The sequence below is a fragment of the Enterococcus dongliensis genome (assembly GCF_031927985.1).
In the GTDB taxonomy this organism is placed as follows: domain Bacteria; phylum Bacillota; class Bacilli; order Lactobacillales; family Enterococcaceae; genus Enterococcus_A; species Enterococcus_A dongliensis.
Genome location: NZ_JARPZC010000015.1, coordinates 1 through 21,794, shown reverse-complemented (window position 1 = coordinate 21,794; position 21,794 = coordinate 1). Strand labels below are relative to the sequence as shown.

General features: G+C 35.7%; 21 protein-coding genes. 17 read left to right on the top strand and 4 right to left on the bottom strand.

The window, feature by feature from the left end; translation table 11 throughout:
* Positions 1-45: 45 nt before the first annotated feature.
* The 4 genes from P7D84_RS10700 to P7D84_RS10685 all read left to right on the top strand — a co-directional run bounded on the left by P7D84_RS10700 (position 46) and on the right by P7D84_RS10685 (position 5,480).
* Positions 46-972 carry an aldo/keto reductase gene (locus P7D84_RS10700; RefSeq protein WP_311806406.1) on the top strand — a complete coding sequence of 309 codons (927 nt, stop codon included), beginning with the start codon at positions 46-48 and terminating at the stop codon, positions 970-972.
* A 685-nt stretch (positions 973-1,657) separates the two neighbouring features.
* Positions 1,658-2,851, top strand: a complete 1,194-nt coding sequence (locus P7D84_RS10695) for a glycine C-acetyltransferase (RefSeq protein ID WP_311800902.1) — start codon at positions 1,658-1,660, stop codon at positions 2,849-2,851.
* Between the two features lie 32 nt (positions 2,852-2,883).
* Entirely contained in the window at positions 2,884-3,885 is a 1,002-nt protein-coding gene (locus P7D84_RS10690) for an NAD-dependent epimerase/dehydratase family protein (protein WP_311800903.1), read from the top strand.
* A gap of 245 nt (positions 3,886-4,130) precedes the next feature.
* Positions 4,131-5,480 carry an APC family permease gene (locus P7D84_RS10685; protein WP_311800904.1) on the top strand — a complete coding sequence of 450 codons (1,350 nt, stop codon included), beginning with the start codon at positions 4,131-4,133 and terminating at the stop codon, positions 5,478-5,480.
* Between the two features lie 77 nt (positions 5,481-5,557).
* On the opposite strand, the gene P7D84_RS10680 is transcribed toward P7D84_RS10685, so the two are convergent.
* Entirely contained in the window at positions 5,558-5,992 is a 435-nt protein-coding gene (locus tag P7D84_RS10680; protein WP_311806405.1) for an acyl-CoA thioesterase, read from the bottom strand.
* A 2-nt stretch (positions 5,993-5,994) separates the two neighbouring features.
* Entirely contained in the window at positions 5,995-6,831 is an 837-nt protein-coding gene (locus tag P7D84_RS10675; protein ID WP_311806404.1) for an NAD(P)H-hydrate dehydratase, read from the bottom strand.
* A 189-nt stretch (positions 6,832-7,020) separates the two neighbouring features.
* Here P7D84_RS10675 and pepV point away from each other — a divergent pair, with 189 nt between their 5' ends.
* Entirely contained in the window at positions 7,021-8,433 is a 1,413-nt protein-coding gene (pepV, locus tag P7D84_RS10670) for a dipeptidase PepV (RefSeq protein WP_311800908.1), read from the top strand.
* 102 nt (positions 8,434-8,535) lie between these two features.
* On the opposite strand, the gene P7D84_RS10665 is transcribed toward pepV, so the two are convergent.
* Positions 8,536-8,871, bottom strand: a complete 336-nt coding sequence (locus P7D84_RS10665) for a hypothetical protein (protein ID WP_311800910.1) — start codon at positions 8,869-8,871, stop codon at positions 8,536-8,538.
* A 236-nt stretch (positions 8,872-9,107) separates the two neighbouring features.
* Here P7D84_RS10665 and P7D84_RS10660 point away from each other — a divergent pair, with 236 nt between their 5' ends.
* The 3 genes from P7D84_RS10660 (at position 9,108) to ytpR (ending at position 10,727) form a co-directional block, all read left to right on the top strand.
* Positions 9,108-9,464, top strand: a complete 357-nt coding sequence (locus P7D84_RS10660; protein ID WP_311806403.1) for a thioredoxin family protein — start codon at positions 9,108-9,110, stop codon at positions 9,462-9,464.
* Positions 9,465-9,473: 9 nt separating this feature from the next.
* Positions 9,474-9,929 carry a universal stress protein gene (locus P7D84_RS10655; protein WP_311806402.1) on the top strand — a complete coding sequence of 152 codons (456 nt, stop codon included), beginning with the start codon at positions 9,474-9,476 and terminating at the stop codon, positions 9,927-9,929.
* A gap of 186 nt (positions 9,930-10,115) precedes the next feature.
* Positions 10,116-10,727 carry a YtpR family tRNA-binding protein gene (gene ytpR, locus P7D84_RS10650; protein ID WP_311806401.1) on the top strand — a complete coding sequence of 204 codons (612 nt, stop codon included), beginning with the start codon at positions 10,116-10,118 and terminating at the stop codon, positions 10,725-10,727.
* A gap of 99 nt (positions 10,728-10,826) precedes the next feature.
* Here the strand turns inward: ytpR and P7D84_RS10645 are convergent, their stop codons facing one another.
* Positions 10,827-12,125, bottom strand: a complete 1,299-nt coding sequence (locus P7D84_RS10645) for a S1C family serine protease (RefSeq protein WP_311806400.1) — start codon at positions 12,123-12,125, stop codon at positions 10,827-10,829.
* Between the two features lie 342 nt (positions 12,126-12,467).
* Between P7D84_RS10645 and rlmH the strand changes: the two genes are divergently transcribed.
* The 9 genes from rlmH (at position 12,468) to P7D84_RS10600 (ending at position 21,713) form a co-directional block, all read left to right on the top strand.
* Positions 12,468-12,947 (top strand): 23S rRNA (pseudouridine(1915)-N(3))-methyltransferase RlmH, encoded by a 480-nt coding sequence (gene rlmH / locus P7D84_RS10640; protein WP_311800915.1) that lies wholly within the window; start codon positions 12,468-12,470, stop codon positions 12,945-12,947.
* A 324-nt stretch (positions 12,948-13,271) separates the two neighbouring features.
* Positions 13,272-14,126: a helix-turn-helix domain-containing protein gene (locus P7D84_RS10635; protein ID WP_311806428.1), complete on the top strand. Its 855-nt coding sequence runs from the start codon at positions 13,272-13,274 to the stop codon at positions 14,124-14,126.
* Positions 14,127-14,262: 136 nt separating this feature from the next.
* Entirely contained in the window at positions 14,263-15,372 is a 1,110-nt protein-coding gene (locus P7D84_RS10630; RefSeq protein WP_311806399.1) for an ABC transporter ATP-binding protein, read from the top strand.
* Positions 15,373-15,478: 106 nt separating this feature from the next.
* Positions 15,479-16,045, top strand: a complete 567-nt coding sequence (locus P7D84_RS10625; protein WP_311806398.1) for a DUF624 domain-containing protein — start codon at positions 15,479-15,481, stop codon at positions 16,043-16,045.
* Positions 16,046-16,249: 204 nt separating this feature from the next.
* A complete protein-coding gene (locus P7D84_RS10620; RefSeq protein ID WP_311806397.1) occupies positions 16,250-17,272 on the top strand; it encodes a LacI family DNA-binding transcriptional regulator in 1,023 nt (340 codons plus the stop codon).
* Positions 17,273-17,282: 10 nt separating this feature from the next.
* Positions 17,283-18,587 carry an ABC transporter substrate-binding protein gene (locus P7D84_RS10615; protein ID WP_311806396.1) on the top strand — a complete coding sequence of 435 codons (1,305 nt, stop codon included), beginning with the start codon at positions 17,283-17,285 and terminating at the stop codon, positions 18,585-18,587.
* Between the two features lie 19 nt (positions 18,588-18,606).
* Complete coding sequence (locus P7D84_RS10610; protein ID WP_311806395.1) at positions 18,607-19,506, top strand: carbohydrate ABC transporter permease; 900 nt, start codon at positions 18,607-18,609, stop codon at positions 19,504-19,506.
* Positions 19,506-20,342 (top strand): carbohydrate ABC transporter permease, encoded by an 837-nt coding sequence (locus tag P7D84_RS10605; protein ID WP_311806394.1) that lies wholly within the window; start codon positions 19,506-19,508, stop codon positions 20,340-20,342. The genes P7D84_RS10610 and P7D84_RS10605 overlap by 1 nt, the downstream gene beginning before the upstream one ends.
* Before the next feature lie 24 nt (positions 20,343-20,366).
* Positions 20,367-21,713 carry a glycoside hydrolase family 172 protein gene (locus tag P7D84_RS10600; RefSeq protein ID WP_311806393.1) on the top strand — a complete coding sequence of 449 codons (1,347 nt, stop codon included), beginning with the start codon at positions 20,367-20,369 and terminating at the stop codon, positions 21,711-21,713.
* Positions 21,714-21,794 lie beyond the last annotated feature (81 nt).

Below are 21,794 nucleotides of genomic sequence, written 5' to 3'. Positions count from 1 at the left end.
CTTCTATAGGTAAGAAAAAATAGTTTTTCAGAGAGAATGGGTAGGATGTTACAACGAAAAATCGGCAATAGTTATTGGGAAGCTTCAGCAATTGCTTTAGGTATTATGCGTATGTCTGCGCTAACGCCAACAAAGGCGGCAAAAGTTTTAGAGACAGCGTTAGAAAGTGGCATCAATTTTATTGATTCGGCAGATATGTATGGCAACGGAAAATCAGAATTGATTTTTGGCGCTGCCTTGAAAGAAGCCAAAATCTCTCGTGACAAGTTTTTTATCCAGTCAAAAGGCGGGATTGTAACTGGCGAGGACAAGCGGTATGATTTTTCAAAACAACATTTATTGGATTCAGTCGATGGTATCTTGGAACGCATGGGTATCGATTATTTAGACAGTTATCTTTTGCATCGTCCAGATCCATTGATGGAGCCAGCAGAAATCGCAGAAGCTTTTGATCTTTTACAAGCTAGCGGAAAGGTTCGACACTTTGGGGTATCAAACTTTAATCCGGAACAATTCCAACTATTACAATCTCAAGTGGATCAAAAGTTGCTGATCAATCAATTACAATTTTCAATCATGCATACTGGTATGATTGATTATGGTATGCATACGAATATGACAGACACTCGTTCTTTTGATCATGACGGTGGTGTATTAGAATTTTCACGACGTAAAGGTGTGACGATCCAAGCGTGGTCACCATTCCAATATGGCTTTTTTGAAGGCGTGTTCGTCGACAATGAGAAATTCCCAGAATTAAATGAGTTGTTAGCTAAGCTCGCTAAAAAATATGATACGAACAAAAATGCGATTGCAACTGCTTGGATTCTGCGTCATCCTGCTAATATGCAAGTGATTTTAGGTACGATGAATCCGACGCGCATCAAAGAAAGTGCAGCTGGAGCAGCGGTAACTTTAACAAAACAAGAATGGTATGACGTGTACTTTGCTGCAGGAAATGATCTACCTTAATTAAGAAAAAAGATTTGGATGACGATCCAAGTCTTTTTTTTTTGAATTAAATAAAAGCAGTCTTCTTCTGAATATCTTTTGGAAATCTATTTAGAAAAAATATGGAAGCAGACTTTTTTCTTTATAAAATTGCGTGTTTTCTTAAAAAAATTAAGCATCATCGATTGAAAAATAGACAAAAAAAGAAGAAATCACAGATTGTATGAAAACTATCAGGCGTTTTATTTGAATATGATTAGAAAGAATCACTGTATTGCTAGGCGCTTTCTTTTTTTCTTGTGGGGAAAATACTTTTCGTTTTTGTGATAAAAATACGGTGAGGATTTTTAGCGATTTAAACGGTATACAAGCATTTTATTTGGATAAACGAGTATTTTAGAATAATAAAACAAGTGATTGTGAACAGAAACACGTTTCATTCAACTCTTTTTTTCGACTAAAAAAAAGATATTTTTTTAAAAGAAGAAGAACTTTCGTATCTATAAAATAAAACAAATTAGAAACTTTCTAACCATTATGATAATTCAAAGAATTGTAAAGACCAAAAGTTGTAAACGTTATCAAACGCCCGTAAACTAAGTATGTAATTTAAGAAAGCGCAAACAAATACTTAAGCTGTTTACTTTTTATAAGTTTATAAATAACAACTTTAATTGCGCAATAAATAGTATGGAGGAGAATAGTTATGAGTTCAAAAGTTCTTGACCAATTTCTAGAAACGAACTTGGAAGATCTAAAAGAAAAAGGATTGTTCAGCACTATCGATGTGTTAGAAGGAAGCAATGGTCCAATCATTACAGTTAATGGAATGAAAATGATCAACTTAGCTTCTAATAACTATCTAGGATTTGCTACTCGACCTGAATTGATCGAAGCAGACGTAGAAGCAACAAAACATTATGGTGCCGGAGCTGGAGCTGTTCGGACAATCAACGGAACTTTAGACATTCACCAAAAATTAGAAGAAAAAATTGCTGAATTTAAAGGAACAGAAGCAGCGATTGCTTTCCAATCAGGTTTTAACTGTAATATGGGTGCTATTTCAGCCGTGATGAAAAAAGGCGATGCAATCCTTTCAGATGCATTGAACCATGCATCAATTATTGATGGCTGCCGTTTATCAGGCGCTAAGATCATTCGCGTAAACCATCAAGACATGGAAGATTTGGAAGCAAAAGCAAAAGCTGCAACTGAAAGTGGCGAATACAACAAAGTAATGTACATTACAGACGGCGTCTTTTCAATGGACGGCGATGTTGCTAAAATCCCTGAAATCGTAGAGATTTGCGAAAAATACAATATCATCACTTATGTTGACGATGCTCATGGAACTGGCGTAATGGGCAAAGGTCGCGGAACAGTGAAACATTTTGGCATGCAAGATCATATTGATTTCCAAATGGGTACTTTATCAAAAGGTATCGGCGTTGTCGGCGGTTATGTTGCCGGAACGAAACAATTGATCACTTGGTTGAAATCTCAAGCACGTCCATTCTTATTCTCAACTTCATTAACACCAGGTGCTTCAGGTGCTTGTATCAAAGCAATCGAATTGATTGAAGAACATCCTGAATACGTAGAAACACTTTGGGAAAATGCAAATTACTTCAAATCAGAATTGAAACGCATCGGCTATGATATCGGTCAATCAGAAACACCAATCACACCAGTAATCGTTGGCGATGAAAAATTAGCACAAGAATTTTCTAAGAAATTATTAGAAAACGGCGTCTATGTAAAACCAATCGTCTTCCCAACAGTACCATTAGGCACCGGCCGTGTACGTAACATGCCAAATGCTGGTCATACTAAAGAAATGTTAGACGACGCAATCAAAGTTTACGAAAAAGTTGGTAAAGAATTAGGAATCATCAAATAAAAATTAAGTTAAATAGAGAGGAAGTCACATCCATGAAAAAAGTATTAATCACAGGTGCATTAGGACAAATCGGTTCAGAGTTAACTGAAAGATTACGTAAAGATCTAGGCGTTAAAAATGTTATCTCAACAGATATTCGTACAATCGAAGGTAGTCCAGTTGTCGAAGGCGGACAATTTGAAGAATTAGACGTAACAAACTACGACAGCTTCTTAGATGTAGCAAAACGTTATGAAGTAGATACAATCATCCACTTAGCAGCGTTACTTTCTGCAACTGCAGAAAAACGTCCAGCATTTGCTTGGAACTTGAACATGACTGGATTGATGAATGCATTAGAAGTTGCACGTGAAATCGGACCAGAAACAAAATTCTTCGCACCTTCTTCAATCGCAGCGTATGGACCAGATGCTGAATCAGACAATACACCACAAGATACTGTAATGCACCCAACAACAATGTATGGTGTGACAAAAGTTGCTGGTGAATTGTTAGAAAATTACTATCATACTAAATATGGCGTAGATACTCGTTCCGTTCGTTTCCCAGGATTGATCTCATACAAAGTAGAACCTGGTGGCGGTACGACTGACTATGCAGTAGATATTTATTATGAAGCATTGAAAAACAAATCATACACATCATTTATCGACAAAGGTACTTACATGGATATGATGTATATGGACGATGCAATCGAAGGAATCGTAAAATTAATGAACGCGGATGCAAGTCGTTTGGAACACCGTAATTCATTCAACATCACTGCAATGTCATTCGAACCAGAACAAATTGCAGCATCAATCCGTCGTCGCATCCCTGAATTTGAATTAAGCTACGATGTTGATCCAGTTCGTCAAGGAATCGCAAATTCTTGGCCAAATTCAATCGATGATAGTGACGCTCGTAAAGAGTGGGACTTCAGCCCAAGTTATGATCTAGATAAAATGACTGACGAAATGTTGGAAAGATTATCAGAAAAATTCAAAGCTGAAGGCGTTGAAACAAAAGTATCTTTTGACAGCGTGAATTCATAAAATAAGCAAGATTTCTTAATAGAACATGAGGGGAAAATAAGAAAAAAGGAAATGTTTAAAATAACGTTTCCCTTTTTCTTTCTCAATGTTAAAATAATGTTTGAACAAATAAGAAAAGTTATTAGTAGTTGGTATATCGCAATTTTTTTGTTTTATTTCTTTTATGTAATAACAATCTTTATTTGTTTTTTAAATCAAGTTAAGAAGTGAACAAACGGACACTTCAAAATTAAGGAGGAAAAATTATGGCAGTCGACCAACAAGATGTCATTGCTTCACATGAAGGTGAATTAAAACGAACAATGACATTCTTCCCAGCTCTTTCAACGGTAATGGGTACCGTAATTGGAGCGGGCGTATTCTTTAAAGCAGCCAGTGTTGCTACAGTAACTGGATCAACTAGCTTGCACATGTTATCTTGGTTCTTAGGCGGATTGATTAGTGTCTGTGCGGGACTAACTGGAGCGGAATTAGCCGCAGCTATTCCAGAAACTGGCGGGATGTTACGCTACATCGAACGTGCGTATGGTGAATTTTGGAGTTTCTTACTAGGATGGGCACAAGTTATCATTTACTTCCCAGCGAACGTAGCAGCTTTAGCAATTATTTTTGCTACTCAGTTCATCAATCTGTTTGATCTGAGTCTATCACTATTAGTACCAATCGCAATCATTGCAGCTACATCGATCATGTTGATTAACTTCTTAGGCTCAAAAGCTGGCGGAGTGTTCCAATCAATTACATTAGTTTGTAAATTAGTACCGTTGGCATTAATCGTTATCTTCGGATTGCTTCGCCAAGGTGATGTAACCGTTAGTCTTTTCCCAGTTCAAGCAGGACCTGCTGTTGGCGGATTTGCACCAGCATTAGGTGCCGGACTATTAGCTACAATGTTCGCTTATGATGGTTGGATTCACGTTGGGAATATCGCTGGAGAATTGAAAAAACCAGCACGTGACTTGCCTCGTGCCATCGCTGGTGGAATCTTAGGGATCATGCTCGTTTACTTACTTGTTCAATTTGCTTTCCTACGTACGATGAATATCTCTGACTTAGCAGGAAACGACAATGCCGCAATGCAAGTAGCCAATACAATTTTTGGCGGTATGGGCGGTAAGTTAGTAACAATCGGAATCTTAATCTCTGTATACGGAACAATCAACGGCTATACAATGACTGGTATGCGTCTTCCTTATACAATGGGTCTTGAAAAACAATTACCATTCTCTGATAAATTAGTAAAACTAAACAAAAATCAAGTTCCTTACGTTGCAGGTATCTTAGAATTAGTAATCGCGATCGGTATGATGATGATCGGCGGATTCGATATGTTAACAGATATGTTAGTTTTCGTTATCTGGATCTTCTACACATTAGTATTCATCGCAGTAATCAAATTAAGAAAAACAGAACCAGATTTGGTTCGTCCTTACAAAGTACCACTTTATCCAATCATTCCAATCATTGCCATCGTTGGCGGACTATTCATCTTATTTATGACATTAGTCAACCAATTCCAATTAGCAATGGTCGGAATCTTGATCACTGCATTAGGTATTCCGTTCTATCTTTACATGAAGAAAAAATACAAATAAAAAGTAAAACCAGCAACAGGTGTTGCTGGTTTTTTCTATAGGTGCAACAAAAAAAGTCGTGGACGATTGCCACGGCTTTAGTTGTCTTTATTCGTTGTTTCATAATAGGCTAAAAACAACTCATGGAGCTTGGGATGAGTTTTTCTTAATTGAATCAAGCGATTGGTCTCGTAAGACATGAAGCAGTGTTGGCTACTTCCAGTCGTAACGAGTTTTTCATCATGATAGACCGCATAATCAAAATCTAATCGCGTACCGGTATATTTAGTAACGATGGGTTTGATCAACACTTCATCACCAAAACGTACCATTTCTTTATAGTTGCAGCTGACTCCTAATACAGGAATCATAATGCCTTCTGCTTCGATTTTTTCAAAAGGATAGTCCATAAATGTCAGTGCATCGACACGTGCTTCTTCAAACCAGCGGATATAATTGGAATGATGGATGATGCCCATTTTGTCTGTCTCATAATAAAAAGGCTTGCGCAAATAGCCGGGATATTTTTCCATAATCATTTCCTTTCAAGAACGTATTTTTTCATATAATAGGGTAAAGCTTCACTGATTGATGTCGGCAGGACGACGTAATTATTCTTTGCCAATGTATCACCAATTAAGCTGTGGAGATAGACCGCTGCAGCGATTGTGTCCGTATTTTTTTCGAACTGTGCCAAAAAACCAGTGATTATTCCAGCCAACGTATCTCCCATACCGCCAGTAGCCATTCCTGGATTGCCCAGTGGATTTTGATAGCAGGTCGTTTTGTCATAAATAGTCGTACGATGACTCTTCAATACGAGAATCGCACCTAGATTTTCTTGTTGGATGCGATTGTTCTCAGCAGTTTGTTGATCAAAAGATAAACCGCTCAATCGAGCCCATTCTGCTTGATGCGGAGTGAAAACAGTCTGTGCCGGATAGGTCAAAGATAATTGATGTTTGCTAAAAAGCGAGATCGCTGAACCATCGATCACTAGCCATTGGGAGGCTTTTTGATTTGTCAGAACATGTTGTAATAATTTCAATGCAGAGGACTCTAAGCCAAGTCCAGGGCCAATCAAAATCACATCTGCCGTTTCTAATACTGAATGAATCAGTTCGGTATCTTCAAGCGATATGACCATAGCTTCTGGTAGGCGTGCATGAAGAGCACTATGATTTTTTGCTGCAGTAATAACGCTCGTTAGACCAGCACCACTTTTAACACAGGCTTCAGCACTCATGATGATTGCACCGCCGTATTGCTGATTGCCACCAATCAAAACAGCACGGCCAAAAGTTCCTTTATGAGAAATTGGCGGTCGCTTTTTGATCACTTGGTGTAAAATAGCTTCACTTAATTGGATCATTTCATCACTTGCTTTCATTGAGAGATATTTTTTATTATTTCGTGAAAAATAATGGGATAAAACTTGCTGTCATCTTATTATAAGCAAAAAAAGAAATCTGTCCTAGTGTTTCTTAAAGAGTTTTCATTGTTATTCTATTGAATAGAATGCTATCATTATAGTGGTTTTAATTAAAGGAGGAATCTTTCAATGACAATCGATTTTAAAAAAGAAGTCGAGGCACGTAAAGAGGATCTATTAGCAGATCTATTCACTTTATTACGTATCAAAAGTGAACGTGAAGACGACAAAGCAACTAAAGAAGCCCCATTCGGACCTGGACCAGTGGAAGCATTAGAGAAGATGCTTGAGATCGCAGAACGCGATGGCTTCAAAACAAAAAATGTCGACAACTATGCCGGCCATTTTGATTACGGTGATGGCGAAGAAACATTAGGAATCTTCGGTCACTTAGATGTGGTACCTGCTGGCGACGGTTGGGATTCAGACCCTTACGAACCAGAAATTCGCAATGGTAAATTATATGCTCGCGGATCAAGTGATGACAAAGGCCCTTCAGTTGCGGCTTATTATGCAGTGAAAATCATCAAAGAATTAGGTTTGCCAATCTCTAAAAAAATCCGTTTTGTCTTTGGAACTGATGAAGAAAGCGGCTGGGGAGATATGGACTACTACTTTGAACACGAAGAAAAACCTGATTTTGGTTTCTCACCAGATGCGTATTTCCCAATCATCAATGGTGAAAAAGGAAATGTGACCATGATCCCTCATTTTGACGGAACGAACGGCACTTCTTATGTTTTAGTAAGTTTTGAAGCTGGTCTGCGTGAAAATATGGTCCCTGGAAATGCTGTTGCCGAAGTAAAAGTGGCTGATGCTGAAACTGCTGAAAAAGTAGCTGCAGATTTTAAAAATTATGTAGAAAACAATCCAGTTAGCGGAAAAGCAGAAGTTGCTGGTACAACGGTTACTTTACATTTAGATGGAAAAGCAGCTCATGGTGCTAGTCCTCAATTAGGAACGAATGCCGGGACATTCTTAGCAGTCTTTTTAAACAATTATGACTTTGATAAAGGCGCAAGAGCCTTTATCGAAAACAGCGCAGCATACATCCACGAAGATGTATATGGAAAGAAATTAGGCGTTGAGTTTGACAATGAAAAAATGGGCGAATTGACAATGAATGCTGGAATCTTCAGCTTCAAAGCTGGTCAAGAAAACGATAACCGGATCACATTGAACTTCCGTTATCCTAAAGGCACTACTGCCGAAGAAATCAAAGCGAAATTAGAAGAATTATTCGGTTCAGAAGTGAAAGTGACTCAAGGGGGACATCATATGTTGCCTCATTACGTACCAGCAGATGATCCATTAGTTGCTACTTTGTTGGATACTTTTGAAGAACACACAGGTATCAAAGGAGAAGAAAAAGTTATCGGTGGCGGAACATTCGGTCGTTTGCTCGAACGTGGTGTTGCCTACGGTGCTCAATTCCCTGGATTTGAAGATACGATGCATCAAGCCAATGAATATATGTCAGTAGAAGATATTTTGAATTCTGCAGTCATCTATGCTGATGCAATCTATCGCTTGGTAAAATAATCAAATAGTTACATGTATGAGGGTGCGACTGCAATCGCACCCTTTTTTCATCAATTCTGAATATAAAAACAACGTATGCCTAAGTATTGGCATACGTTGTTTTTATTCAGTAATCATTCGTTCGATACTTAAAACAGCGCCGGTTTTCGCATCTGCTTTAAATTCATATGCGACCAAGTGCTCGTCTTCTGTGCGGGTGATTCCGCCAGAAAGAACATCCATCGTGATGGCAAATTTTTGCATGCGTTCGGTGTCAAAAGAAATCCAAGAACCTTCGATTGGACCTTCTTTTAAAAAGTCAGCTTTGATTTGATCCAAGACTTTATCGGGAGACATCTTTTGTTTTTTTCTATAATAATGATTGGCAGCAATACCAGCAGCTACCCCAATCGATGTGCCGATGGCGAGACCTTGAATAAATTTTTTAGCCTTCTCCATAGTACAAACCTCCTTGAGCTCATTAATAGATTTTACAGCGGATCCCACTAACCTGTTGATAAAGTGAAAACAAATGAAGAGAAATCATTTCAGTCTAATGGCATACCAGTTGAATAACTAGATCAAAGTACAAATCAGCGCTTCCACTATTTTATACTCATCTTATTTTAACATAAATAAAAGCAAGACTGATAAGAAAGACTGCGAGTGACCTTCTTTCTCAAAAAGAATGAAAAGTGTATAATCAAAGTAGTAAAAGAAAAGGGCGTGACGGAATGATTATTCCTAAAAATATTGAAGAATTAGCTAGTTATGCTGAAAAAGGAAAGAATGTTTTCTTCTTTACTGCGGGCTGGTGCGGTGACTGCAATTTTATCAAACCACAGATGCCAGATATCGAAGCAGAATTTCCGCAGTTTCAATTTATCCAAGTTGATCGAGATGACTACATTGATGTAGCAGCTGAATGGAATATCTTCGGGATTCCAAGCTTTGTCGTACTGAATGACGGGGAAGAATTGGGCCGGTTAGTGAATAAAAATCGTAAAACTAAAAATGAAATCGCTGAATTTTTACAACGAGTGGAAGGGTAGGAAAGTGTTATGTTCACACAATCATATCAAAACATCTTAGTCGGCATTGACGGCAGTGATCAAGCGATGGAAGCATTTAAAAAAGCTTTGGCAGTTGCTAAACGAAATCAAGGGACTGTATATGTAGCCAATGTAATCGATCATCAAATGTATACCTTCATGAGTTACTCGCCATTAAATCAAAACATTATGGATCAGCTAGCTGGAGATGCAAAAGATTTAATCAATGACTGTAAAGATTTTGGAAAAGAATTCGGTTATGATAAGGTCGAAGGCATCATCGCCTATGGTTCGGCAAAAGAGGCGATGGCAAAAACGTTGCCAGAAAAGTATGACATTGACTTAGTCATGGTTGGGCAATCGGGTCTAAATGCAGTAGAACGTTTCATGACTGGCAGTGTCGCTAGTTATGTCATCAAAGAAGCTTTGTGCGACGTGTTGATCGTTCATCCAAGTACAAAATAAAAAGCTGGCTTGTCCAGCTTTTTGTTTGGAAACAAATAACTAAGATTTTATGGTCGTTTTTGCTAGAAAACATAACGATTTTGATTACTAACTAGTTGTTGATTAAGTTAGAAATGAAAAAAATCTCATGCAAAATGCTTGATAGATTTGTTAAGATACGAGAGGACTATGACGGGAGGGAAAGACGTGATTTTTGCGTATAATAAACAAAATGTTGGCGATACATTGATGGTCATCGTCAAAAATGATGAAAACGAAGAAAATTCAATGGAAAGAAAGGGCGATGTTGCCCGTATCCAAGCGTTAGACGGAACCACCGTTGCTTGGAATTTTTTCAACGCATCAAATTATTTAACCATTCAAGGAAACGGCCAAGTTGAATTGCTAGAAAAAGATATTGAGACATTGAATGAACAATTGAAACTAGCAGGGTTTGAAGAACGCTTGGTGGCAGATCTTTCACCTAAATTTGTAGTAGGTTATGTGAAAACATGTATCCCACATCCTGATTCAGATCACCTACACATTACGGAAACAGAAATCGATGGCGGTAAGACGCTACAAATCGTGTGCGGTGCGCCTAATATTGAAGCTGGCCAAAAAGTCGTGGTAGCAAAACCCGGAGCAATGATGCCTGATGGTCAAATTATTTGGCCTGGAAACTTGCGCGGTGTTGATAGCTTTGGAATGATTTGTTCAGCCAAAGAACTTCATTTGCCAAATGCACCAGAAAAAAGAGGAATCTTAGTCTTAGCTGAAGATTCTAAAATTGGCGAAAAATTCGAAGTAGGTAAATAAAAAATCGTAACAGAAAGTAAAAAACTATCCAAACGATCTAGTGTAAAGCAACTGTTTATCGCAGAAGCCATACATTAATAGTTTGGATAGTTTTTTTGTCTAATTGTTTCCTTGTTGATCTGAGTTTGATTGCAATGAAGACGTATCTGTACTCAATTTGATTGAAACAGTTTCTTTCTTGTTTTGACGATAGTAAGTGATTTTTACAGTGTCACCAACTTTATATTTATATAAAGCAGATTGTAGTTCAACACCCGTTGCAACTTCGGTGTCACCGATTTTAGTGATTACGTCATATTTTTTCAAGCCAGCTTGATCAGCAGGTGTAGCAGATTGAACTTTTACAACTAAGACACCATTAGTAACAGAAGTTGGAACTTTGACGATCTCACTTAATTGTTCGGTGGACAAATCAGAGAGATTGACCATTGAGATACCTAGCGCTGGACGGATCACTTTACCGTCTTTTTCTAGTTGATTGATGACATTTACGACATCATTACTTGGGATGGCAAATCCAATCCCTTCAACACTGACATTTGATTCTGTTTGGACGATTTTGCTAGAGTTGATCCCAACAACTTGACCAGCCATATTGACTAGCGGACCACCGGAATTACCAGGATTGATAGCAGCGTCAGTTTGGATTGCATTGATATTAACCGTTTGTCCATCTTCAGTTTGATTGACTACTTGTCGATTCAAAGAAGAAATGATTCCTGAAGTCACAGAATTTGCATATTGTGAACCAAGGGGAGATCCTAAAGCAATCGCAGGTTCACCAACTTTTAGATTACTAGAATCCCCAAAAGTCGCCGGTTTGATAGAAGTTACTTTATCTGATTCGACTTTTAGAACGGCTAAATCAGTATAGGCATCTGTTCCAACTAACGTTGCTTTGACTTTTGAACCATCTTTTAATAAAACTTCAAGGCCATCTTGATTTTCCACCACATGATTGTTCGTTACGATATAGGCAGTCTTTCCTTCAACTTTATAGATGACCCCAGAACCTTCGGAAGCTTCTTCTAATTGTCCATTTTCACTTTGTGACTGTTGTTCTTCAGTGCTGCCAAAAATATCAGAAAAATCTCCGAGACCACTTTGTGACTGTTGTTTTTGTAAGTTGATGACTGAAACGACAGCTTCTTGCACCTTATTAGTAGCATCAGTGATGTCTGAATTTACACTAACTTTCATATTACTAACAGTTGTCTTACCAGCACTTGGGGAACCGCTAGTACTTTGGTTGTTAGGAGCAAGCAATGAGCCATTTGCTACATAAAAAATTCCAATTGTTAAAACAGCACCAAGAATACCGCCTAATAGACTAATCCCAAATCGTCTAAAGAAACCAGAAGACTTTTTGGGTGTTGGGGTAATATCTTTTCTTATCATATTTTCCTCCACCTCTACAATAATTTAAGTTATATTGAGTATAGTATTTTTCTATAAGTTAAGTCTACTACACTGATTTGACTTTTTTATGAAAAAGTTTTGGAGGAAAATATAGATATCGAAAGAAAAAAATGTTTTCCACAAAATCAGTGGAAAACTAAGGGAAAAAGTTGTTGATTAAACAAATTTAATTATCCACATAAATGTGGATAATAGGGATAACTTAGTGGAAAACATATGTTTGCAGGAAGAAATCGCTCAAAAAAAGGAGAATACACACAATTTCCTGGGGATAACTCTGTGATTAGTGTGTATAACTTAGTGGAAAAAAGGTGGAACAAGATGAATATAAAAATTATCTCTGTGGGAAAATTAAAAGAAAAATATCTTGTACAAGGAATTTCAGAGTATACAAAACGATTATCAAAATATTGTAAGGTCACCCTCATCGAAGTCGCCGATGAAAAGGCTCCAGAAAAACTCAGTGAGGCTGAGATGATCCAAGTTAAAGAAAAAGAAGGCGAACGCATCTTAGCTAAAATTAAAGAACAAGAATACGTCTTCGCTCTTGCAATCAATGGTAAAAATCCTAGCAGCGAAGAGTTTGCTGATGCACTAGATAACCTCCAAACTCGTGGAAAAAGTCAGTTTGTGTTCGTCATCGGCGGTTCTTTAGGACTAAGCACTCAAGTTCTTCAACGCAGTAACACACAAATCTCATTTGGCAAAATGACCTATCCACACCAATTGATGCGCCTCATATTAGTCGAACAAATCTATCGCGCATTTCGAATCAATACAGGAGAACCATATCATAAATGATGATATTTTTTTGAAAAAAACATTGATGTAGCAAGGTCTATATTGATGAATCGTAGGGAGATGATATGGGTAGAATTACCATGGAAGAATAAAGAAATTCACTGTTACTACAGATGAAATAAATCTCAATTGATGAAACTGTGAATATACACTCAAGTAGATCGTTTTTAAAAGTATCAATATTTAAAATTCATCTTTGTTGGAAAAGGCCCAAGAAAGAATGGTACGATTTTGAATTGCTGTTGAAAGGGCTGTTAGTTTTACTTATCATAAAAAAGATATAAAAACCTTTTAGCAGAATGGGAGGAGAAACTATTGGAAGAAATGACTTTTATGCAGATACAAATGATTTATCCCAAAGCAACCTTTTCGAAAAAAGAACCGCAGTTTAGTGATATTATATCTATTCCAATTATAGGTGGATATGCATGTTTCTCAAAGGAAGATTTAACTGAACGAGAAACTCTTTTATTCTCTTCTTTAAATCATGGTCGATCAATTAACAGGAGAAATCACCCGTGGTATGAAATTTTGTTTAGAAACAAAACAATCAAGAAAGATGGAGAATATCGGATAATACAGGTTCAGATGAAATATTTAGAAGAGTCTCAAAAGGAAAATATCTTAAAAGAAATATTAGAAATAATTCCAAACTGCGTAGATTCTTTTTTTTATCAACAATTTTTATTAATAATTGAAAAAAAAGATCTAGATAATCTATTAATTAATGATCTTGAAGGAATATTTCTTGCTTTAGATATGGACTTTGATTTATCCACAAGGCTTTTTTTAGGTCCGTTTCATACATGGAAACATGATTTTTGTCAATTATTTCATGAAGAGAAACAAATTTTTATTGATTCTTTGAAGAAAAATTTTAATGTGAAATGTTTAGAGCTTTCAAATTGTGCTGTTTCTTTTTTTTCCAACCAAATTGCTAGTGAGAGTAGCCTTTTGTCGTCATTACACCAAGACTGGTTTGGTGAGGAAGAAATGATTAGTTTAGTTAAAATATTATGGAAACAACAAGGTAATTTTAGTTCTGCAGCAAAAGAATTATTTATGCATAGAAACTCATTACTCTATAAAGTTGAAAAGTTTCAAGAACAGACTAGGTTGAATTTAAAAAATAACGATGATCTTTTTTTGTGTTATTTGCTCGTCACCATTTTTTCTTAAATATTTCTTGTATCAATTAATTGATATTTGGACAGGTTACCTAGTATTCATCTTTTATTTTAGGCAGTTTGACGATGAAAAGTACAGCGCTTTCATATAAGGTGTTTTTATACTAAATAGAAATGGGGAAGCATTGATGACAGAATTATCATTAAAACATATTTACAAAAAATACGAAAATAATGACAACTATTCTGTAACAGATTTTAATTTAGAAATTGCAGATAAAGAGTTTATTGTTTTTGTGGGACCATCCGGATGTGGAAAATCGACTACTTTAAGAATGGTTGCAGGGTTGGAAAGTATTTCAGAAGGTGAATTTCTCATTAACGGAGAAAAAATGAATGAAGTTGCACCAAAAGATCGAGATATAGCGATGGTATTCCAAAACTATGCACTATATCCACACATGACGGTATTTGATAATATGGCTTTTGGATTGAAACTACGCAAATTTGAGAAAGGTGAAATCAAAAGTAGAGTGGAGAATGCTGCAGAAATTTTAGGCCTGACAAGTTACTTGAATAAGAAACCTGCATCTTTATCTGGTGGTCAAAGACAGCGAGTAGCACTTGGTAGAGCTATTGTTCGTGATGCTAAAGTCTTTCTGATGGATGAACCTTTATCAAATTTAGATGCAAAATTGAGAGTCGCTATGCGTGCGGAAATTGCCAAGCTTCATCAGCGCTTAAATACGACAACTATTTATGTTACACATGATCAAACTGAAGCGATGACAATGGCCGATCGTATTGTAATTATGAAAGATGGTATCATTCAGCAAATAGGATCACCACAAGAAGTATATAATAAACCTACAAATGCATTTGTAGCTGGATTTATTGGATCACCAGCAATGAACTTCTTTAACGTCACTCTTACCAATGGATTTATCACTGATGGCAATGATTTACGCTTACGTGTTACAGAAGGGAAATACAAAGTTTTGAAGGAGAAGGGATACGAAGGTAAGAAGTTGATTTTTGGAATCCGTCCTGAAGATATTCATACAGAACCGATTGCAATAGAAGTAACTCCAGACTCAACGGTAATAGCAGAAATCGTTGTTTCTGAATTATTAGGTGCAGAAACAATGCTGTATTCAAGAGTTGGAACGACTGAATTCGTATCTAGAGTAGACGCTCGTGACTTTTTAGAACCTAAAGAAAAAATCGAATTAGCATTCAATACCAGTAAAGCTCATTTCTTTGATATAGAGACTGAGGAAACTATTTCTATTCCCTAATTAAGAATTTTTAATTGTTCATATGGGATAGAAGGTTATGGCTCTGTCATTGCACCTCATGGAGAATATTTTGTTTTGACAACATAAGTAAGGTGGTAAAACAAGAGTGAATATTAAGCAATTTACTAAATTTCATAAACTTTTTGAAGTAGTCTATCATTTAATTGTGTTGAATCTTCTTTTTATTGTTGGAATAATTTCTGGTGGAATAATTTTTGGTATCTTACCTAGTGCGTATAGTCTTGTTCAAGGAATAGAAAGACTCAACAATGGAGAAGAAACTAAGGTAAAATTTTTTTTTAAGGATTTCAAAGATTCTTTTTTTTCAATTAACACATCTTGCTTTAAACTTTTAATGTTAATTATTATTTGGTTTGTTCAGTTTATATTGTTTGATCGATTTTTTAATTCAATTTATTTTATTCTGACAGGCTCAATATTGCTGCTATTGGTGACATATGCAACAAATACACCTATCTATAGTGAAAAAAACAATATAAAAAGATTAGTCGGTACGTTTTTAATCAATCCTAAATTAAATTTCTATTTACTATTATTGAGTTGTATTTTTCTATATGTAAATGAACATATTTCTGGGTTATGGCTATTTTTGAGCTTCTCTGCATTCCAATATTTTTTTGAAAAAGCAAAAAAGACTTTACTAAGAGCATGAAACATAGTAGAATAAAACCAAAATAAAGAAAGCGCTAACTTTCTTTATTTTATATTTTTGGATATGTATTTAATCGATTAAATATATTTTTTTATTTTTTCATTTAATCGATTAAATGGAAATTAATAGTTGTTATATAAGTGCTTGTAAATATTATGATAGATATAATTTCATAATTAAACGATTAAATAGAGGTGAATAAAATTGAAAAAAGCAACTATTAAAGATGTTGCCCGACTAGCAAAAGTTTCAACTGCGACTGTCTCAAATGTCATGAATAATTCACGATTTGTGCAACAGGATACAAGAGAAAAAGTTCTGAAATCAATGGAAATATTAAAGTATAGACCAAGCAATCTAGCAAAATCTATGAAAGGCGTTGGTTCAAAGGTAATTGGATTAATTATCCCTTCGCAAGAGCAAGATTCATCTTCAGAGCTTTTTTCTATCTTAGCATCAGGAGTTGAAAGTGAACTAGGGAAAGCTGATTACCAACTGATAATAGCTAATTCTCATGAAAGAGTATCTGAAGAACAGAATCGTTTAGAGTTGTTCAATTCTAGTATGATTGAATATGTGGATGGAATAATCATCGCTCCCACTTCAGGCTTATTAAAAAATATTGATCAAATAGCATCAAATACGACGTTGCCAATTGTTTTTGTCGATAGGAAACCGAATGATTTAGAAAGATATGATGTTGTATACACAAATAACTACTCAGTAACAATGGATTTATTGGAAGATATTTTAGATCGTGGTTATGAGGATATCATTTTTATTTCAGGTCCGACTGATGTTTCATCCACAATTGAACGAAACACAGCGTATGAAAAGATATTTTATAAACTGAATGGAAATAGAACACCAAAAAGATTTGAAACAATTTCATCATTTGAAGCGGGCTATAAGTTAGGGGAGGCGGTAATAGATTCATTTGAAGATAAAAAGACAGCCATCTTATTTGGAAATAATACGATAGCGATGGGAACTATTAAGTATTTAATTGATCATGAGTTTTCAATTCCTGATGATGTGGGGATAGCAGTTTATGATGACTACTCCTGGATGGAAATAGCCAAAACACCATTAACAGCAATCAGGCAACCGGCATTTGAGATGGGAAAAGAATCGGCAAAGTTAATTTTGGATAGTATAAACAATCAGGAGCATATAACGAAAAGAGTAGAGATACCATCAAAAATTATTGAAAGAAGATCATTATGAGGTGATTAAAATGAAACGGAAATTGATTAGTATTGGTTTTGCATTAACGGCCCTATTAACTTTAACAGCATGTGGTGATAAGGAAAGCAGTTCAGCCAAAGAAAATGGTAAAACAACTATTGATTTTGCTATCCATGTTGCCAATCCAGCCGATCAAGAACCAGCCTTTAATGCAGTTGTAAAAGCATTTGAAAAGGAAAATCAGAACATTGATATTAATTTGGAAGGGAAGGAACAATCAGAGCATGTTAAGAACATGAAAATGCGATCTCAATCTGACAAACTTCCGGATATTTTTTGGATGCTACCCGCTTCGGCCAAAGAATTACAAGATGCAGGGGTATTAGCTGATTTATCCAGTTTTTTAAAAGATCATAAAGACATCAAGGATTCATTTGATGGACGTGAGAACATGATCGAACCTTTTAAGGATGGGAAGGTTCAATATGGGATGCCTTACCAACCATTAGTGACAGGTCTGTATTATAATAAAAAAATTTTATCTGACAACGGATTTGAAAAACCCGAGACTTTTGAAGACTTGATGAAAATAGCGAAAACACTCGATGAAAAAGATATTGTAACAATTTCTAAAGGTGCAAAAGATAGCTATTCAGTTTGGGCGTTTCTTATTATGCTATCACGTTACGGTTATTTGGATAAGGTAGATAATATTTTAGCTGGTAAAGAAAAGTACAATAACAAAGACTTTGTACATTACTATGAAAAAATTGCCGAGCTTCGTGATGCAGGAGCATTTCCCAAAAATGTGAGTACACAATCCTATTTTCAAGCAGTTGAACAATTTACCACTGGAAAATCAGCGATGTTAGATTCTGGATCTTGGGATGCACAAAAAATTGAGTCTAGTAAAGTTGGTAATGACGTAGGATTTTGGTGGGGACCAACTTTCAAAGATGGTGTGGGCAATCAATTTTTAAGCTCTGTTGTTCCCTCTGCACCGTTGGTGGTGAGTAAAGCTGCTTTTGAAGATAAAAACAAGAAAGCTGCTATAGAAAAATTCTTTGCATTTTACTACGGTCAAGAAGGTATTCAAATTATGGTTGATAATAAAATTCCTCCAATGACTAATATATCTGTAGAAGTTGATGAAAAAGAATCTCCTGTATTTACAGACATTATCAATAATATGGCAGATTCTAAATGGACTAGTCAAGAAAACCAACCTGATTTAGTTGTATCTGAATCAATTGGAAATGCAATGTATGACAGTATTTATGGTGTTATTGTTGGTAACTATAGCCCTGAAGAAGCAGCTAAGGTTGTACAGAATAGAATAGACGATACAAAATAAATTTTAGAGGTGATTTTTTATGAAGTGGTATAGTTCAACCCGTAATAAAGTCATTCTGATACTACCTACATTGCTACTTTATTTAGTTTATATTATTGCTCCGATATTTATTGCTGCCTACTATAGTTTTACAAAATTTTCAGGAATCGGTCAGCCTCAATTTATCGGTATATCAAACTACCTAAGATTATTTAGAGATCCAATTTTCATAATAGCATTAAAAAATACAATCATTGTATTGTTGGTCACTATTCTGATTCTAATCCCAGGAGCTTTTCTACTATCTCTTCTGATGAATCGGAATATGAAAGGGCTCACATTAGTTCGAGCAATCAACTATGCACCTTCAATTGTGGCACCTATTATGGTCGGATTGATCTGGGTCTTTATTTTAGATCCGAAAATTGGACTTATTAATGTTTTTTTAGAAAAAGTAGGTTTAACTAGGCTTGCTTTAGAGTGGATTGGAGGAGATAAATTAACACCGTTTTCTGTAGCTATTGTCCAAAGTTGGCAATCATTAGGTTATATAGCGACCATCTTTCTAGCTGGCCTGACTTTAATACCAGAGGAGCTATATGAAGCAGCCGATATTGATGGAGCAACTAGTTTTCAAAAGGTAGTAAATATCACGATTCCGATGTTAAATGAAACCTTTAAAATGAATCTGATTTTAGTCATTACTTTAGTATTCAAGATATTTGAGACTGTCTTACAGTTGACCAATGGTGGTCCTAACCATTTATCAGAAGTTCTTGTTACCTATATGTATGGGATGACGTTCACATCAGGTGAATACGGATATGGTATGTCTATTGCTGTTATGACCCTTATAGTCACCTTTGTATGTGCCGGAATAATATTCGGAGGCTTTACATTAGTAAAGAAACTTAGAGAGAAGGAGTTGGATAGTGACTAATGGATATCAAGAAAGATAGAAATATTTTTTTAAGCATTATTACTTATCTAATCACTTTAATTATTATGATTCCATTTCTTTGGATGATTCTGCTTTCGTTCAAGGACAGTTCAGCTATTTTAACAGACACTCTGTCGCTGCCTAAATCATTAGATTTATCAAATTTTAATCGGGCTTTTGCAACCTTAGATTTCAAATTGATTTACAAAAATACGTTTATTATTGCTATAGTAGCGATCTTTTTTGAAATGATTATCACATACATGAGCTCATTTGCTTTGAGTAGATTTATTTTTAGAAGAAAAAGAATTAGTCAGGGATTGTATCTTCTTTTCATAGCAGGACAAGCGATTCCACCATTCATTTTGCTATTTCCAATTTATCGACTTACGATTTCTGCTGGAATTGAGAATACTTATCTGTCGCTAATACTGCCTTATATAGCAACATCAATAGGATTTAATACGTTATTATTCACAGGTTTTTTGAAAGAATTTCCAAGCGAATTAGAAGAAGCGGCATTGTTGGATGGATGCAATTTATTTGAGTTATGTTGGAAAATTGTTTTTCCGGTAGTTAAACCGGTAGTTGTAACTATCTTTATCTTTAATATTTTATACATTTGGAATGAATACCCATTTGCAGCGACCTTGATTAGTGATAGTTCTAAAATGACCATTCCGTTGGCAATCTCAGAATTTAAAGGTAGATACAATATCGATTATGGTGGAATCGTTGCAGCAAGTATTTTATTAATCATTCCACAATTGACATTCTATGCAATTTTCCAAAAGAAAATTATCAAAGGAATGACTGCAGGTGCAGTTAAAGGATAAAAATTTAAATTAAGTGAGGAATTTATGATGAACAATTATTCAAATGGAAACATGCAGGCTTTAACCAAAATGACGAATGCACGCTCGGCAAGAGTATCTAGCTATGATCATAGTGGAAAGAATCAAGATTATTGGATGATTCCTCCAGGTGAATCTATTACACTAGGAGAAATCGATGGTCCGGGTTGTATTACTCATATATGGATGACCTCTTTCTGTCGAAAAATTATGGGTCCAAGCATCGTTGACCCTGTTTTAGGAAGTAATGTTGCTCCAGCCAATGAGATTCATAATGCTTTAGGAATTACATGGGAAGAACAGGATCCGTTTTATTACCGAAAAGCTTTGATTAAAATTACTTGGGATGACCAAGATACTCCTAGTGTTTTAGTACCATTGGGAGACTTTTTCTGCATTGGACACTCATTACCTGGGAATTTTGAATCTATGCCCTTTAACGTATCTGTAAAACCCGAAGAGGCTGGGAAGTTTGGAGCTCCTTGCGCTTTGAACTGTTTTTTCCCTATGCCATTTAATAAAAAGGCAAAAATCGAAATAATTAATGAAAATGAATTACCCTTTGCTTTGTATTTCTATGTTGATTATGAGTTATATAAAGAAGAACTTCCCGAAGATACAGTTTATTTCCATGCAAATTGGAAAAGAAATAATCCAAATAATGGCTGGGGGAATGATCTACAAACCAATAGTCCTGATGTTCAGGCTATTAGTAATTTATCAGGAAAAGATAATTATGTTTTATTGGAGACTGAAGGGAAAGGTCATTATGTAGGTTGCAATTTATCAGTGAATCATTTCCAAGGTAGTTGGTGGGGCGAAGGCGATGACATGATTTTTATTGATGGGGAAGAAATGCCAAGCATAAACGGAACAGGTACAGAAGATTATTTTAGTTTTGCTTGGGGAATGCAGAAGAATCACTTCTTATATAATGGAACAATTATTCATGAAGGAGATATGCCTGGCTATACTGTTGCCTATAGATTCCATATTGCTGATCCAATTCATTTTTCAGAAAAAATAAAAGTAACTATTGAACACGGTCACGCGAATCATTTATCAGATGACTGGTCTTCTACAGCCTATTGGTACCAGACCATTCCATCCCCAACTTTAGATATCTTACCAGTAGAAGAACGACTTCCGATTGTTGCAACATTATCAAAACCAGTCCAAAAAGAGAAAGCAACATTAACTATTGAACAAGAACAAGCTTTTGCCGATGCTAAAGCGCGAGAAGAATATTATCGATCGGAAAAAGAAAAACAAATGAAGTTAAAATATGAAAAGACTCATCGAGCGATGGAGGAGAATTTAGAAGATATTCAACGAGTAAAAAAATCACTATAAATAATGAAAGACTAACTATATAGAGTCAAGTGAAAATTAGCTAAATCAAAAAAATATTTTATAACAGTTAATTCCAAAAAA